The sequence below is a fragment of the Mesorhizobium sp. M0500 genome (assembly GCF_040321165.1).
Classification (GTDB): Bacteria; Pseudomonadota; Alphaproteobacteria; order Rhizobiales; family Rhizobiaceae; genus Mesorhizobium.
Map to the genome: position 1 here is coordinate 1 of NZ_JAMYRB010000003.1, position 16,421 is coordinate 16,421.

At 61.4% G+C, this 16,421-nt stretch carries 12 protein-coding genes; 6 read left to right on the forward strand and 6 right to left on the reverse strand.

Features of this window, described 5'->3' with window-relative positions; translation table 11 throughout:
* On the forward strand, positions 1-237 hold a 237-nt coding region (locus tag NKI70_RS07115; RefSeq protein ID WP_352724418.1), incomplete at its 5' end, for a hypothetical protein.
* Between the two features lie 4 nt (positions 238-241).
* On the opposite strand, the gene NKI70_RS07120 is transcribed toward NKI70_RS07115, so the two are convergent.
* Positions 242-1,798: a family 16 glycosylhydrolase gene (locus NKI70_RS07120; RefSeq protein ID WP_352454197.1), complete on the reverse strand. Its 1,557-nt coding sequence runs from the start codon at positions 1,796-1,798 to the stop codon at positions 242-244.
* Positions 1,799-3,421: 1,623 nt separating this feature from the next.
* Between NKI70_RS07120 and NKI70_RS07125 the strand changes: the two genes are divergently transcribed.
* On the forward strand, positions 3,422-4,138 hold the full coding sequence (locus NKI70_RS07125) for a class I SAM-dependent methyltransferase (RefSeq protein ID WP_352724419.1): 717 nt from the start codon (positions 3,422-3,424) through the stop codon (positions 4,136-4,138).
* 129 nt (positions 4,139-4,267) lie between these two features.
* Here the strand turns inward: NKI70_RS07125 and NKI70_RS07130 are convergent, their stop codons facing one another.
* Genes NKI70_RS07130 through NKI70_RS07150 form a run of 5 tightly spaced genes read right to left on the reverse strand, consistent with a single transcriptional unit; the run spans position 4,268 to position 9,725 of the window.
* A complete protein-coding gene (locus NKI70_RS07130) occupies positions 4,268-5,149 on the reverse strand; it encodes an NAD-dependent epimerase/dehydratase family protein (RefSeq protein WP_352724420.1) in 882 nt (293 codons plus the stop codon).
* A 6-nt stretch (positions 5,150-5,155) separates the two neighbouring features.
* Positions 5,156-6,772, reverse strand: coding sequence for a Rossmann-fold NAD(P)-binding domain-containing protein (locus NKI70_RS07135; protein WP_352724421.1), 1,617 nt, complete (start codon positions 6,770-6,772; stop codon positions 5,156-5,158).
* On the reverse strand, positions 6,773-7,951 hold the full coding sequence (locus NKI70_RS07140; protein WP_352724422.1) for a glycosyltransferase family 2 protein: 1,179 nt from the start codon (positions 7,949-7,951) through the stop codon (positions 6,773-6,775).
* The gene (locus NKI70_RS07145; RefSeq protein WP_352724423.1) at positions 7,939-8,460 is read right to left on the reverse strand and encodes a glycosyltransferase family 2 protein; all 522 of its coding nucleotides are present in this window, start codon (positions 8,458-8,460) and stop codon (positions 7,939-7,941) included. Before NKI70_RS07145 ends, NKI70_RS07140 begins: the two co-directional genes overlap by 13 nt.
* Positions 8,457-9,725: a glycoside hydrolase 5 family protein gene (locus NKI70_RS07150; RefSeq protein WP_352724425.1), complete on the reverse strand. Its 1,269-nt coding sequence runs from the start codon at positions 9,723-9,725 to the stop codon at positions 8,457-8,459. Before NKI70_RS07150 ends, NKI70_RS07145 begins: the two co-directional genes overlap by 4 nt.
* A 355-nt stretch (positions 9,726-10,080) precedes the next feature.
* On the opposite strand from NKI70_RS07150, the gene NKI70_RS07155 reads away from it, so the two are divergent.
* From NKI70_RS07155 to NKI70_RS07170, 4 genes are all read left to right on the forward strand, one after another.
* The gene (locus NKI70_RS07155) at positions 10,081-11,742 is read left to right on the forward strand and encodes a glucosamine inositolphosphorylceramide transferase family protein (protein ID WP_352692691.1); all 1,662 of its coding nucleotides are present in this window, start codon (positions 10,081-10,083) and stop codon (positions 11,740-11,742) included.
* A 689-nt stretch (positions 11,743-12,431) separates the two neighbouring features.
* Positions 12,432-13,250, forward strand: a complete 819-nt coding sequence (locus NKI70_RS07160) for a glycosyltransferase family 2 protein (RefSeq protein WP_352454205.1) — start codon at positions 12,432-12,434, stop codon at positions 13,248-13,250.
* On the forward strand, positions 13,238-14,383 hold the full coding sequence (locus tag NKI70_RS07165; protein ID WP_352724426.1) for a glycosyltransferase family 4 protein: 1,146 nt from the start codon (positions 13,238-13,240) through the stop codon (positions 14,381-14,383). The genes NKI70_RS07160 and NKI70_RS07165 overlap by 13 nt, the downstream gene beginning before the upstream one ends.
* Positions 14,383-16,359, forward strand: coding sequence for a putative glycosyltransferase family protein (locus tag NKI70_RS07170; RefSeq protein WP_352454207.1), 1,977 nt, complete (start codon positions 14,383-14,385; stop codon positions 16,357-16,359). Before NKI70_RS07165 ends, NKI70_RS07170 begins: the two co-directional genes overlap by 1 nt.
* Positions 16,360-16,421 lie beyond the last annotated feature (62 nt).

Below are 16,421 nucleotides of genomic sequence, written 5' to 3' on the forward strand. Positions count from 1 at the left end.
CAAGCCGATCTCCGATCCCAATACAGGATCGGCAACCTCACAGATCGCGACCACTCCCGAAAGGTGGTCCCACAACAGCGCTTACGATGGCATCGGGATGGAACCGCATCTCTTTTGCTTGAGCAGATCATCGCCGAAAACCGGGCTCCCGCCTTTGGTACGCTGACTTCGGTTCGGCACCATGGCTTTGAGGTGCTGTTCATCCAGTCCTTATTTGGCCATGGCAGCCCCGCGTAGTCCTTCAGGTCACATAGAACGAGGCTGCGCTGAGCGACAGATGTGGGGAAAGGCTGGCGAACTGTATTTGAGATGCGCCGCCGGCCCCGTCACTGTCGAAAGAGAGCGCCCCGGTTGCACTGTCGTAGATGATGTGATCGGAGCTGTCATGCGCGGCTGCACCAATAAAGAAAGCTTTGGATGGAAGCCCTCCCGGCTGAAGCCCGGCAAAAACGGTATCGCTGAGATGGAACGTATCCTGGGAGCGCTTGAAGTCGGTGATCTTGTCGACATTACCGGCTCCAAGAGCAGTATTGAACGAGAAGGCATCGTGGCCTCCGTAGCCGGTCAAGACGTCGGCGCCGAGGCCGCCGTTAATGACATTGTTGCCGGCATTGCCCTGGATGGTCTGGGCGAACTCGTTGCCGGCGAGGGTCATTGCTTTCGTGCCTGACGCGTTATTGGTAGCGAGGAGCTCGATCTCCGAGCCGGCGGAAAGCGCATAGCTCACCGAGGCGAGCACACTGTCGTTGCCGCCGCCCACCGCCTCAACCACCTTCTCGTTGGCATTATCGACATAATAGGTGTCGTTGCCGCCATAGCCAATCATCGTGTGGCCGCTGGTTCCGTGTAATACATCGGCGTCGCTGGTGCCGTACAAGGTGCCATCGCTGGTGCTGCCGGAAGAAGGAACCGTCCCGGTGCCAGACACGGGCTCGGTCCCGGTCGAGCCAGTGATTGGGGGAGTGACGTTAGCACCCGTCACCGTGTCACCGCTGCCTGCCTTCTGGTAAAGCTGAATCTGATCGACTTGCATCTGCATCGACGAAGGAGTCGAACCATCCAGAGCCGTATGCCATCCGGTCACGTTCGAATTCGCGACCCCATTGTTCATGATCAATTCCATCGGTTCATCCGGGATCGGCGCCTGTGCGCTGGTCACTTGCGCCATCTGATGCCCGTCGAGATACCAGGTGATCGATTGACCGGGCACCCAGTTGATGCCGTACGTGTGGAAGCCGGCCGTGAGGTCGGTCCCCGTATCAATGCTGTTTCCTACCCACCCTGACGGCGAGTGGAGGTGCCAGGAGAACATCTGGTCCGCCGGCCCCGAACCGGTAAATCCGCCCTCCTGCATGTCGATCTCGAAATTGTCGCCGCTGCTGCCGGCGCCATGGCCGGGCAACAGCCAAAGGGCCGGCCATGCGCCATCGCCGCTTGGCGCCTTCATGCTGATCTGAAGGTAGCCGCCATTGAATTCGAAGTTGCCGTAGCTGCTGACCGCGCCGGACGTGACCGGGTATGTCTGTGTGGTCCCCTGATTTATGCCGCTGATGGGCTGCTTGATCGCCGTGAGATCCAAGGCCCCGTTGCTCACGGAGACTTGGCTCGGCACATCGTAGTCGGCATAATATTGCGAGCCTGCGTTGCTTCCTCCTGATCCATTGCTATTCCATGGCCAGCCATTGGCGGCATTGCTGGTGATGTAGGTATGCCAGTCGCTGTCGAGCGCCGTACCGGAGAAGTTTTCCTCGAAGACGAGATCGCTAGAGGCAAAGCCTGCGGGGGCGGAAAGAGTCATTCAGTGATCCTCTTAGGTGTTGAAAACAGGGAATTCCACTGCCGCGCATCGCCAAGGCGCGCGGCAGATCGCATGCTCGCAGTTGGGCACTGCGAACGGAGTTTCAAAGTAGCGGAGATTTGGAAGTCCTCGCCCAGACATTATTGTCGAGCAAGCTGAACGTTGAACTCGCCATCCGAAGACGAATTTTGTCGAGGGTGCTGCCGCGCACGCAAGCTGTTCGGCGGTTCCAGCCGCAGCCAAATTGAAGTCGAGCGCAGCTCTTCCGGCACCGCCGAGCTGTTTAGTAAAAACACGGTGTATCCTTGGTTAGTTGTGTTTTTTTGTTGTAATTACGCCTGCGCGCCATAAGTAAAACGCAGGCATTTCCGCTCGTTGGACCTATCCCGCTTACCGTCTTATACTATCGGGAAGTGATTAATCCGAGGACGATGTATCGAGCTAACACGAGCTTACTGCCATTTGCGGCGAGAATGAGGCTCAGTGAGAACTTATTAACACATTCTAATGTAGGACGTGTGTCGAACGGCCGCACCGAAGCGCCCTTCCGGACGTCCTACCAAAACCGTGTCCGTCGGCTGAAATGTTGCGCCGGTTTGAGCGCATGTGTTCGCGGTGTCGTTCGCATGTGAGGTCGTCGACAAGGATGGCCGGGATGTCTTCCGAGTTGCGCGGCGGACGAGCCGTCGAACCTATGGCTGGCGCTGCCGGTCCGATGTTCGACCGTGCCGTTTGCGCGGCCGATGCAGTCTCTACACGTATTGCTGAGGGATCTCGCCAGCGCCACGGCGGCGATGTCCCACATGATCCGCCTTCAATGATCGAAGGTGAGAGCTGGCCCTGCTATCGAGTGCAGGCCCTACAGCGCCGACAGGCCGTTCAATCGAAACGCCAGCGTGCCTGCATGTAACGCGCCGAACCTGCAACCGCATCCAGGGGAAGTGCGATCGCTTAAGCGGCTTGTTGAAGTGGCTGATACTTGACCCCTATGGCGCGGCGCGTTCTCGCCGCGTGGCGCCTGCCACGAGTCTGAACCGCGCAGCCAGTGGCCAAAGCTCCACCTGGGGCACAGTCGATTAGCGTGCTCTTTTGCTGCATGGTCGTCTATGCAGGTTGACCGTCGTTCAGAACGCAAAGCCGACAATGCGGCATCGCTTGTCCCTGATCGGCGAAAATTTCTGCCAGTCAGCCTCGCTGTGGGCCGAGAGGAGTTGGATTCCCATGAGCTACCTCGGATGGGCCGCGTGCCTTACGGGACCTCCCCGGAAGCTTCGCCGCCGGCGGCTTGACGCCATCGAGAGTGTCGTTACATTTGTAATGGCTAGGTTTTGTTTTTATCCGGTTGCGCCCACTGAGATGCGCGGTTCGCATGTAGCGTGTAGCCCCGAGGCAACGGAGGAACCCTGAGCGACCTCAAGACCGGTGCGGCTCCCTAACATTCGTCCATTCCCGAAATGTGAAGTGCGATCGACAGGACGACTTAGGATCCCCTTCTGGACCTGGCCTTGTGGCCATGCAGCGACCTCGATCGCTGGTCGATTTCAAGCCAAAAGAAACTATTAGTAACACCGAAATATTTGAGGCAACTTAATCTGGCTCAACCACAAAAGATGGCAGAGATGAATGTCAAGTAATGACCTCTATACCGGAATAGATTATGCCGCTGCTAATCCGACTTGGCATGACGAAGATGGCGGTGTTAAGGCCGAGAACATCGCCAAGATCGTGCGCGCCAACAACATCAGTTGCCAGAAAATCGTCGATACAGGTTGTGGGACGGGAGGCGTTCTGGATGCTCTTCTTCGGCATGATATCTTCCGTGATTCAACAGCCATCGGCTACGATATCGCTCCCTACGCTATAAATTTGGCCAAACACCGAGAAAAAAACAACCTCAAATTTCACTGCGGCGACTTCTTTCAGACCGGCGAGAATTGCGATCTTCTTTTGTGCATCGATGTTTTCGAGCACGTTGATGATTATATTGGCTTCCTTCGAAGACTAAGAGGACGATCAAGATACTATACTTTCCATATTCCACTTGACATGAATGTCGTCGGACTTCTACGTGGTCAGCATCTTAAGCAACGCAAGGAGGTTGGTCACCTGCATTACTTTGATCAGGCAACGGCGCTGGCGACTCTGCGCGACACAGATTTTAAAATTATTGACGCACAGTACACTAGGACCGCGGAAGATATTCTGCAGATCCATCCCGAATGGAGAACCACTACAGCCATCCTCGGTAATGCCGCCCGAGGCATTGTCCGGACTATGGCCGGAGAGGACCTGTCGGTGCGCTTACTCGGCGGCGCCTCGTTGATCGTCCTCACGAGCTGAGGTGGTGTTCGTGCGCGTCGAGCGCGAACCGACCTTTGTGTGCTGGAGGCTCACGAAGGTGAAAGTTGCAGTTGCCCGGGAAGTGTCAAAACGCTGTCACCCGCAGGGCTGGGCAAATCTCCCATATTTTTAACGTCGATCTCCGTCCAGCGAGAAGCTTCGAAACCTGATTCCGAGCTGCTTGAGCTGCCCTACCCCGGGAACCTCTGCCGCCGGGTGCACGAGCCCCAGGATGGAGTCGGATCGGAAGGGTAGGGGGACGTGCAGGGCCTCTCCTGCCCGGAGCATGCAACTGACAAGCTGCGAGGGCACCGGGACGGCACGCAGTGTTCTGCCTTGTGACGCGGCGATCTCGTTCATGAGCCGTCGGAACGGCACCGGTTCGGGGTTGGCCAGCCCTACCGGTTCCGGCAGGGGCATGTCCGACTCGGCAATACGCACCATGGCGGCTGCCATGTCTGCCTCATGCACGGTGAACTGATGGGAGCGCGCCCCGATGAGAGGTGTAACCGGCAGTTTGGTGAGTTTGCGCAGCGCGCCGGCCATCCCGGCCCAACCGGGGCCGTAAACCAGTCCGAGGCGGGTGGAGACGCCTCCCAGACTGCTGGCTGTGCGCTCACACGCCAGCTTGGCCTGGCCGTACAACTGTCGGGTTCCCTTGTAAGCGGACATCGAGGAGATGAAAATGACCCGGCGAACCCCTGCGTCGGCGGCATTGCGGAGGAGGTGCTGCGAGCCGGACACATTGACACCCCATACATCGCCGGCACTGATGAGACTCAGGTCCCATGCACTATGTATGAGCACATCTAGGTCGCTGAATGCGGGCCCCGACGGCGGGCGCTTAATCTCATATGGGCGCCATTCGGCGACGCTGGCCATTGCGGCGGCAGATGCGGAGGTCGCCCGGTTCGGGCGGGCGAACGCGATGACCTCATGCCCTTGCTGGGCGAAGGTAGCACGCAGGATGGACCCGACATACCCAGTCGCTCCGGTGATGCCGACCCGCATTGATGCTCACCCCGTCAGTTCCATCGCCTCGCAGGCGATGCGATGAGAATTGGCCATCACAGTCAGCGTAAAGGTAGTCGCCGGAACATTTGGGAAAACCGAACCGTCGATAAGATGAATCCGGTCCCAACGCGCCAGCCGCCCGACGCGGTCTGTCGTCGCACTCCGGGCGTCCCGCTCACTAGCGTGGGGAAAGCTGCCGCCAAAGTGGTAGCTCTTGGCCCCACCCGACCACAGCATTTGCGACGTGACCGGCCACAAATCAAGGTAAGGTGCTGCCCTATAGATGCGCTTTATTACGTCAGGCAGCGTCGGAGGCACGTCTTTGCCCCTGACCCTGGTCTCGCTGAACCCCTCGGAAGTAAGGGTAATCCGGGGTAGCTCATCAGGAGCTGCGGGCACCTGGGCTGTGATCCGTATCTTGGGTGACGCCCAGGATGGCAAATAGCCGAGGCCTACCGTCAATCGGCTCAGCAGCCGATCTGTCGCGAAGGCGGCGGCGGGATGTTGGAGGAAGCCGGGCAGCGCATCGTAGTATGCGTGGTTGAACGGGTAAAAGTGAACCTGTGAGACGTCGAAGCCTTCGTCGTCCCGGCCGATGACCATGTTGAACTGGTTGAGTGTGAACTCGCGCCTTGTACGTGGGTCGGGAGTCGGCTTCACGGACATCATTGGAAGAACGAACTGAGCCGATTCCGAAAGATGGACCGGCTGGTCCGATCCGAGCGAGCCCAGGATCAGCCGAGTGGTGCCGATAGCTCCGCAACCCACGAAGACCCGGTCGGCTGCGAATCGCTGGATCCGGCCGCTGGATAGCTCCCGAGCCTCCACGACTGCCGTGTCGGCCTCCTGGCCGACTCGAACCGCGAGCAGCCCGCTGTGGTAGTCAATCCTCCCGCTGCGCCTGAAGCGGTCGAAGCTGTGCGAGGCCGAGTAGATCAGCGACCGCGGGCACCCAGTCATGCACAGGCCGCAGGGCTGGCATTCGGGCGCCGAGAAGGCGAGCCGCGCGCGCCCTATGGTTATTCCGGTGGAGCGTACACGATCGCGGTGCCGGTCGTAGTTGGCCAGCACCATCTGCGTCCGCGGTGCCAGCGGCGGAAGCGGGTGCGGAGATCCGATGAGCGGAAACCACTCATCGAGATCGTCGGACTCTCCGGCGAACGGAATGTGACCAAGGATCGTCCGATAGTGCTCTTCCATATCCGAGAAACCGAACGGCCATCTCTTGAATGTGGCAGCGCTGAAGGGCATGATCTGGGCCCCCCAGATGTTGCTGAACCCTCCGTAGGCGCATGAGATCACAGCAGAGTTGACTCTACCCTGGGAGTGGACTCCGTCGAGTTGGCCCTTGTTGACAAACGGAAAATCGGATCCGTAGCTTCTCTTTTCAGGGAGCGAATCCGACTGTACGCGCTTGGGTTGCAATCCGATCCGGCGGACGTCCTCCTCATCCCAGTCGCCGACACGCAGCTTGGACAGCCTGGAGATTACCTCTTGCGTCTGGACGTCCAGCACGGTGCCCGGATCGAACACAGTTATCTTCTCGTCAGACTTCCCGGACAGCGCCAACACGGCGGCGGCTGCAGCCGGACCCGAACCAATGATTATCGAAGAAGGCATTCACTTCTCTCGCCCATTGGCTCGCGCGGCTGTGTTAAATACCTGCCTGGTGGCCTGTCGGCGCTGCCGGCGCAATCGCCGCGCCCGCTCGACATGACCGGCGGCGTGGCCTGCCGCGGCCAGACCTATGCCAATGATTATGGCCGAGGACCGGACCAGCCCGTGGGGGTCACCCTTGGCGGCTTGCCAAATCCCTCGCGGTACGCCCTTGGTCAGCGCGTACCAGACGAAGCGGGTTTCCGCACCCAGAGTTGCGGCGTCGCCCATCTGGGCAAGAGCCTCGATCTTCCCCTTGTTGACGAAGAAGCAACGGCGCCAGAAGTACTTCCATCTCGGCCGTGAGGCGGGTACAAAGTGGCGGACGGTCGCTGCCGGTTCGTAGATGACAGCCTCACTACCCTTGATCTGCGCCACGCGGTGGCACATGTCCATGTCGTCGTGATTGTCGGAGTGGAACCCTCCCACCTGCTCAAGGAGGGTTCGCCGCACCGACATGTTGGCACCTATAAGATGAGCCAAGGGGCCTCGGCTTGTCGGAAGACCGTCATAAGCGCATCCGAACACCCAGTCGAACTGCACGGGAAACCAGGCCGGGCGGCTAGACTCGAAAACCGGTAGGGGGCGCCCGCCGACGGCGCCGACGCGCTCATCCTGGTACGGGTCTGTGAGAATCCCGAGCCAGTCCTTGTCGGCCGCTGCATCGTCATCCAAGAACGCCAGAATGTCTCCCGCAGCTGTCTCGGCTGCCGTGTTTCGGGCCGACCCCAGGTGCCCGTCGTACTTGTTCTGGATCACCCGTATCGGAGGGGTGGATGCGGCGAAGCCAGCCCAGTACGCGGCACAACGGTGAAACAGGATTTCATTGTGGTCGATGCATACGATGATCTCGCAGGGTTGCAAGGTCTGCTCCTGAACCGAGACCACCGACTGAAGCATCAGCTCCCATCTGTCCTCGGTGTAGGCACAGATAATCACCGAGATCGTGGGGGGGCGCGGGACCTGCCGGCGTTCGCTGGTGACGCCATGCTCGGTCTGCCCGGTTTTCGATCCAGGCTGACCGGTTGTGGCAACGCCAACGTCATTACCGCGGCGGGCGAAACCGATACTTAGGTTCCGGACGTGGCCCCGCTGGCCAACGCCAATCGGCGTACAGGATTGCGCAAGCATCAGAATACGCATCTAGGAATTCTCCCGACTTGAGCTGCCAATGTCTGCCCCAAGCTCTTCGATAGACGGTGCGATAAAGCCAGACTTCCACGCGCTGGATTCGGCTTACCCGGAAGCCGGCTCTCAGCATAAAGAAACCACGAGGGCCGAGGTTTGCGCCACAGAGGCTCGAGGCGGCCGCCGACGCCAAGCACGCGCGGGTCGGCGTAGGGCATCAGCAACTCGTCCAGCCAGCGCTCATCGGCGATCGCATCGTCATCGAGAAACGCCACGACCGGCGCGGGCGCCACTCCGGCTCCCGTCGTGCGACCGCCGCACAGTCCACGCACGTTGGTATTAGGTGTGACGACGACACCCTCGATCTCGCGCCGGGCGCGCTCCAAGAGCGCCTCATCGTTGTCGACGACGAGGACGATCTCGCGGGCCGGGCAGGTCTGGCGGCGCACCGACGCGGTGGCCGCGTTCAAATCGTCCCAGCGATCGAGTGTGTTGGCGCAGATCACGACGGAGGCTTCGGTCATGGCAACTGCCGGCTGGTTTCTGAGGCCGGGTTGGTTTCGCGTGTCTGCGTCGCCCGAGCCGTGGCGGCTTTGAGGATGTTCCAGAGCGGACCTCCGTCGTTGTGAATATCGAACTTGTCATATTCGTCGACGGGATAGCGTCCGCTGTCCTGCCGCGACACCAGCCGCCACACCATCCAGCCGGCGCAGTTGCGCTCGCGCGTCAGCGTGTCGAGCCACATCGCGTAAGCCTGGGCAAAGTTCTGATTGGAGCGGGCATAGCCGAACTCCTCCAGAAGCACCGGCTTGCCGGCGCGAACTGCCAACCGGCAGAACTCGGTGATCAAGCTGTCGAACTGCTGGACGGTGAGCTTGTAGTAGAGCGGGTAGCCGTGCCAGGTCCCGAAATCGAGAGTCGGGATCGTCAGATCCGATAGCTTCGACTCGACGTTAGCGTGCCCTGAGGTGACGAGATGGTTCGGATCGAGCGACTTCACGTAAGCCGTCATTTCGGTGGTCCAAGCAAATCGTAAGGCCTCCGGCTGCGCATTGCCTTCGTTCATTAGCTCCCAGGCCATGATGGTCGGATCATCCCGGTAGGCGAGCCCGGTGAGCGGGTTGACTCGCTGCACGATGTGGCTGACCCAGGTCCTGTAGTCGCGCTTCGTGCGCGGATCCTGGAAGAAAAACTCCGACTTCTCTTTGCTGAGGTCGGTGTCGTACTGGCTCTGCACGCCTGGGGCGTCCCGGCTCCCATACCAGGCCCGCATCTGCTGGGCGCCGCCTGTGAAGGCCCAGAAATCCAGGACGGCGATGATCAGCCTCAGGCGTCGCTTGCCGGCCTCGGCGATGAGGAAATCAACCTTCTGCATGCCGTCGGCGCCGTCATTGATCGCCATCCTGTTTTGGCTCGGGTCCCAGTAGAGCAGGTACGTGCCCTTGACCGCGAGATTGCTGGCTTCGCCTTCAAGCCGCCAATCCCAGATCGTAGGCTTGCTTCCGTCGAGCGACCCGATCACCGGCTGGAGGAAGGTGCGGACCACATTGGCGCCCATCGCCACCGCGTCATCGAGAACGCGGGTGACCTCATCCGGCGACCCGTAGGTCAGATAGTGGTTGTTTACGCCAGTCACGAAGAACGGCTTGCCGTCCAAGGTGAAGTTCGTTCCGGAAGTCTTGATGAAGGACGTTGCCGACGGGTCATCCGCGGCGCTCACGACTGCCGGAACGGACAGCAACGCGCACACCAGCACCCGCAGTCCGGCGTTGCGCAGCCTATTTTTCACTCGTTGCCAGCCAACAATCACCCGGGCATGTGGCTCTCGCCGGGCGCCGAGTGCAACAGCCCCGAGGGATTACCTCCTCTGACCTCGCACAGCCCGGGCGTCGTTCGGGCATAGTGGTGCTTGGCCGATTCCGGTCGCTCGAGTATGGACCCGTGCTGTCAGACATCGCTCCCAACCAAGAGTTCGGCTCCTCTTATTGGCGAGTCCCCGCGGTAGTAATAGGTGGGAAATATTCTCGCGCTGTGACACGCGCCATCGCTTTCCATCTACCTCCCTGGCCCGCGGGCCCGCGGCGGAGTCTTGGTAAGGCGGATCGCCGCAGGCGGTTCTCGTCAAGCTGTGAGCCGGCGTCCTTTTGAAATCCGCGGTCAGAACAACAATGCGCATTTGCCTGAGTCTCGATCCATCGCGGCTACTTCGGTGGCACCTCTGGCTGGCAGAAGCGCTTGCTGAAGTGCCCGGCAACGAGGTCTCCTGCGCTTTGGCGGCCGGTCGCCGCCCGCTGCCGTTGACCTGCCGTCTGCTGCTCGAACTCGAACGACTGGTCTATGGCTTTCGCGGGAACGGCGCCACTGACTCCGTCGAGGCGGCGCTGCGGTCCCTGCCGCCGCCTCCGTCCGACCAAGTGGACGTGGTGATCGATTTGAGCGGAGAGGAGACGCGCCCGGCGGGGCTGCGGGTGCTGACGCCGCTCTTCAACGGCGTACCCGGCGAGATCGGCGTCATGGCGGCCGTGGCGAATGATCAGGACCTTCTCGTCGACCTGCACGACACGGCGCGCCCGTTGCGGCCGTGGATGGCCCGTCCGGCCAGTGTAGACCGTGGAGTGTTCTCAGCGAGTCTAGACAGCGTCCTCTCCTGCGCTGTGCTGCTGATCCTCAAAGCCTTGCGCGAGGAAACCGGTTCAGCTGCGTCCGGTGTCCCCGGTTCACGGACGGCCGTGCCTTCACTTGGCGCATCCTCGGCCCTTGCAAGGGCGACCGGCACGGTGGCATCGAAAGCGATCAGGTTTTTGGACGTCCTGGCAAGAGGCGGCAGGATGTGGGGGGTTGGCTGGCGCTTCGATGAATCGGCGAGCCTGCTCGACAAAGGCGAAGCAACCTTCTCGGTGCTCACCGGAAGCACCGACAGCTACCTTGCCGACCCGTTCCCGTTCCGGCGCCAGGGGCAGGATTTCATTTTTGTCGAACAGTACCTCTACTCGAAGAACCGGGGGTGCATTGCGGTCGTGGCAGCGGACCGGGACGGGACCGTCGGCGCACCCCAGATCGTCTTGGAGGAACCGCATCACCTCTCATACCCGTTCGTGTTCGAGCAGGACGGGCAGATCTGGATGATCCCCGAATCGGGGACGGCCAGGAATGTTAGCCTCTACAGGGCAGTGGAATTCCCTTACCGGTGGACGCGGGAGGCCTGCCTCATCGAGGGGATCGAGGGCTACGATACCACGCCTCTCTGCCATGAGGGCGGCTTTTGGTTTTTCGTCAGCCCAAGGCGGTGGAGGTCCACGTCTTGGGATGTCCTCAGCCTCTACCGTGCCGAGAGCCTGACCGGGTCTTGGACGCCCCATGCCGCCAACCCGGTCCTGATCGATGCCAGGCTCAGCCGCCCCGCAGGCGCCGTCATCCGACACGGCGGACGCACGCTACGCCCGGTCCAAGACTGCGCGCGCGGCTATGGCAGCGCGGTGACGTTCTGCCAGATCGATGCGCTCGGGGCGTCGGAGTTTGCCCAGACCCCGGTCGGTCGCATTTGGTCCGGAGCGTTGGGGTGTCACACCTACAACCGCCGGTCTGGCTTGGAGGTGATCGACCTGTTCGGGCATATCCGGGGTTTGCGAGAGGTCACGACCTCCTATCGTTTGCTGGTACCCGACGCGCCGGTCTCGGGACCGCGTGGGCAGTCCCTCTCTTGGGCGGTCTCGTCCGGGTCAGCCACCCGTAGCCAGGTGGTCGAGCGCAAGGTACCCCGCCTGAGAAGGGCCGGGCGCGCCCGACCCTTCTCGGGCACAGAATAAGCTCGGAAATCACGGCCGAGTGAAGAAGCGAGCCCACCTGCACATTGCAGCTTCTGGCCAGTGGCAATGTCAGCGTTGTCTGGACGTTCATTTCTTCGCGCCGACGATCTTCGCTGCCTTCCGCACGGTTCGCTCAGTAGAAAATTATCGCTTGTGAGCTAGTGCCGACCGCGGGTCGATGGATGTCCTCGCCGGCGTTGGAAGTGGCCCCAGAGGTCTGAACGGGTTTGGCAACGCTGCCAACACAGCTGCTGAAGTGATCGGTGCCGCTGCCGTGCTAAACGCGCTGGTGGTATGGGCTGGAAATAACCTGAAGAGATACCCCAAAAGAGCTAATCATCTATTGTCTTTTCCTAACCATCCATCGTCCTTCCATTTAAGATATGCATAGGTAATGCTCGTATACAACCTAAAATTAGGGGGCTGCAACCGATCTTCTTTCATCTCACCTTCATTCTTCATTCCACTATGGCCGGGAGCCCGCATATGATTGGATCAAGCACATCCGTGGATGTGGCGGTCATTGGAGCTGGTCCCCACGGCTTGTCGCTGGCCGCGCATTTGCGCGCGCGCGATGTGGAGCACCGGACGTATCACCCGGCCCATCATCTCGCCCGATACCTATCGGCAGTCCTGGCGCGCTTTCAGCCCGCCCCCTGGGTTCCATCGTACGACCTTAAAGCGCTGCCATGAACGCCCGTCTTTCCAGCATTGTCGCCCCCATCGGTGCCGCATCGCCGCCTGACTCGATCAATTTCGCGCTGCGGCGATCGTTGATTCTGCCTCGAGTCAGCTTTGTCGTCCCGACGCTCAATGAAGCCGAGAACCTCCCTTGGCTTCTGCCGCGCATCCCCAACTGGGCGCATGAGATCATTATCGTGGATGGCCGTTCCACCGACGACACGGTCGCGGTCGCGCGCCGCCTGCGCGAGGACGTGAAGGTTGTCATGGAGCCCCGCCGGGGCAAGGGCGCTGCACTGCAAGCGGGATTCCTGGCCGCCACAGGCGACATCATCGTCATGCTGGACGCCGACGGCTCCATGGTCCCGGAGGAGGCGATCGTGTTTGTCAGTGCGCTGATGGCCGGCGCGGATCTCGTTAAGGGTTCACGATTTATCCAGGGCGCCGGCACCGGTGACATGTCGCTGTTCCGGATGTTCGGCAACACGGGCCTGACCCTGTTCGTGCGGCTGCTCTATGGCGGTTGGTTCTCCGATCTATGCTACGGATACATAGCCTTCTGGACCAAGCACGTCGCCACGCTGAACTGCGATTGCGACGGGTTCGAGATCGAGACCCTCATCAACGTGCGAGCTTTGAAGAACCACCTCAATATCGTCGAGGTGGCAAGTTTCGAGGCTCGGCGCATCAGCGGTGTGAGCCACCTGCGCCCCATCCCGGACGGCTGGCGCGTCCTCAAAACCATCCTGCGCGAGAGGCTGCACCAACAGCACAGGCGGAGCGCCACAGCCTGTGATGACGGTGGACAACCCCGATGCGAATCCTGATGGTTGCCGCTCGCTGCTACCCCTTCATGGGCGGCATCGAAACTCACATCCAGGAGGTCGGCCCTCGCTTGGCTGCGCGTGGCCACACGGTTGACGTGCTCACTACCGATCCTTCGGGGGAGCTGCCGGTTGAGGAGGCGGTGCCCGGCATGCGCGTGCAGCGCGTGCCGGCCTGGCCGAGGGAGCTGGACCTCTACGTGGCGCCCCGCATTTATACCGCCATCCGGCGCGGGGTTTGGGATCTGATCCATTTCCAAGGTTACAACAGCTTCGTGGCGCCGATCGGGCTGCTGGCGGCCGTCCGCGGGGACCTTCCGTTCATCCTGACCTTCCACAGCGGCGGGCATTCCTCCCGGCTGCGCAACGCCATGCGCGGCACGCAGCACGCGCTGCTCCGGCCGCTAGTGGCCCGGGCCGCGCGGCTGATTGGCGTCTCCGAATTCGAAGCCAGCTTCTTCAGCGCGAGGATGGGCGTGCCGCGGGAACGGTTTGTGGTCATCCCGAACGGTGCCGCGATGCCGGTTGCGAGCCCCGGCGTCAAGGTCGATCCGCACCTGATCGTCTCGGGCGGCAGGTTGGAGCGTTACAAGGGCCATCACCGGGCGATTGCGGCCTTGCCCGAACTGATCCGCCGGGTACCGGATGCCCGACTGCACATCGTCGGAAGAGGCCCGTACGAGGGAGAATTACGACGCCTCGTCGCGACGCTCGGCCTCGAAAAGCGGGTCACCATTGCGGGAATCCCCGGATCCGAGCGGCAGAAAATGGCAGACCTCCTGGCGAGCGCCGCGCTCTTCATACTGTTCAGCGAATACGAAGCCCATCCGGTCGCCGTGATGGAAGCCCTTTCACTTCGCCGTCCGGTCCTCGTCAGCGACACGTCCGGTCTGCGGGAGCTGGCCACCAACGGCCTGTGCCGGGCGATCCCGTGCAACGCCGGTCCGGGAGAGCTGGCCGCCGCCATGGCCGAGGAACTCGAGTCCCGTCGGGAGGTCCCGGATTTGGCGCTGCCCGACTGGGATGCTTGCGCGCACGCGCTTAGCGACGTCTATTATGATGTCCTCGGCAACCGATCCACTGTCCCCTTGCCCTCCGGTGGCCTGACATCCTGGTCTCCTGCGAGGAGAGTATGATGCTGATGTTGCCAGCTCATTTCACCGCAGGAACCAGGATCAACCCGCTCCAGGTCGGGATCCGATTCGTCTCGGCCGTTGTCGGTCCCGACCTTCGCGACGGCAGCGCCGATGCCCCATCGCAACGCGCCAGTTCCGGATGGATCGCGGCTCTATGCCTAACGATCGCCGCGGCTCTACTCCTGGTCGTGGCCGGGCACGCAGCCGGGCGCCGGGACTATGACGTGGCGGCGCCGCTCTTCTGGTCCGGTGTCGTTCTCCTGGTCGCTCCGATCAGCCTTCGCATCGCCTGGCCGACAACAGCCAGGGGTGAGCGCCTGGTGCTCCTGTTCCTGCTTGCCGAAGCCCTGTTCTACTGCAAGGTAGTCTATTCCCCGACAAGCTTCAGCGGTTACGACGAGGTTTTGCACTGGATCGCGGCCGAGGATCTCATCACGGCCCGGCGGCTGTTCCTGTCCAACCCGCTTTTTCCTATCGGGTCAAGCTATCCCGGCCTGGAAATCCTGACGACCGCGATCGTCGATTTGACGGGACTGCCCTTGTTTGTGGCGGGAGCGCTCTTGTTGGTCATCCTTAAGGGCACGTTCATCGGTGCACTGTTTCTGTTCCTTGAAAGCATCGCCGGATCGCCGCGTATCTCGGCCGTCGCCTGTCTGGCCTATATGGGTTGCTCAACCTTCTTCCTGTTCGACTCGATGTTCTCTTACGAGAGCCTCGGCATGGTGCTATGCCTGCTGACTTTCGCGGTTGAAGCAGCGTCCAAGGATCTCGTCGGGCAACCGAGGCTGAAGTCGCTCGGGTTGATTGCATTGCTGTTGGCAAGCCTCGCGGTCACGCATCACCTCTCGGCCGCCTTCGCCGCCATCTATTTCGGAGCGCTAGCGGCCCTCGAGGCTTTGCGCCGGCAAGACTCCCTTCGGATCAAGACCAGCATTGCCGTGGGTCTCGCCGCCATCCTCGCCATAGCCCTGCCGATCCTGTGGGTGCAGGCCCGTGACGTCCCTCTCACAGGCTATCTCGGTCCGGTGATCGAGTCCGGCTTCGACACATTGCTCGGGAAGATCCGAGGCGCGCCCACCCCGCCGTCGGAGCACCTCGGAGCGCCGGACAAGGCCCTCTACATGCGGCTCACCACTTTGCTGGCGCTCCTGCTGGTGGCGCTCGGACTGGCAACGGGATTCTTTCGGTCGCTGGCCCTGGCAGCGCCGAGCGGTGCGCGATCCGGTTGGCGTCCCATCCACGGCATTCTCAAACGCCGCTGGCGCGACAGCCGCCTCGTGCTGCTCAGCTTGCTGGCCTTCGGCCTCCCAGTCTCGGTGGCCTTCCGACTGACCGTCGCCGGCTGGGAAATCGGCAACCGCATGGGAACGTTCGTGTTCATCGGGGTTGGACTGGTCGTCGCGGTGAGCATCGTACACTTCTGGCAGGGTCGCGCGCCACGCGGGTGGCGCCGCATCGCGCCTGCCGTTGCCTTGGTGATCATGGTCCTAGGCGGCGTGACGAGTTCTTCGATTAATCCGATCCATGGGCGCTACAGGGTGGGTGCAGATCAGGAATCGATCGAGCCGATGGGGATCGAAACGGCACTCTGGGCCAGGGAATGGCTGGGTGCCGGCAACCGGTTCACCACCGACCGTATCAACCGTCTTCTGCTTGCGGGTTACGGCCGGCAGGACGTCAGAGTCACCATCGTCAAAGGGATCGATCCCGCGCGCATATTCGATGCCGAGACATTGGGGCCCGACGAGTTTTGGGCGTTGGCGCGAAGCGACATCGATTTCCTGCTCATTGACCTTCGCCTGACCACGGCTCCGCCGGTGCTCGGCTTTTACTTTCAGCCGTGGCAAGCCCAGCAGGGAACTCCGCTCTCGGGCGCAGCGCTGCTCAAGTTCAATGACGTCAAGGGCGTCACCCGCATCTACGACAACGGCTGGATCGTCATCTACGATGTGAGAGGATTGCATGAGAATTGGTAGCAAGTGGGACCTTCTGGCCGCGTGCCTGTGGGCGGGGGCCGCAGTGGCTGCCGTTTCGGTTA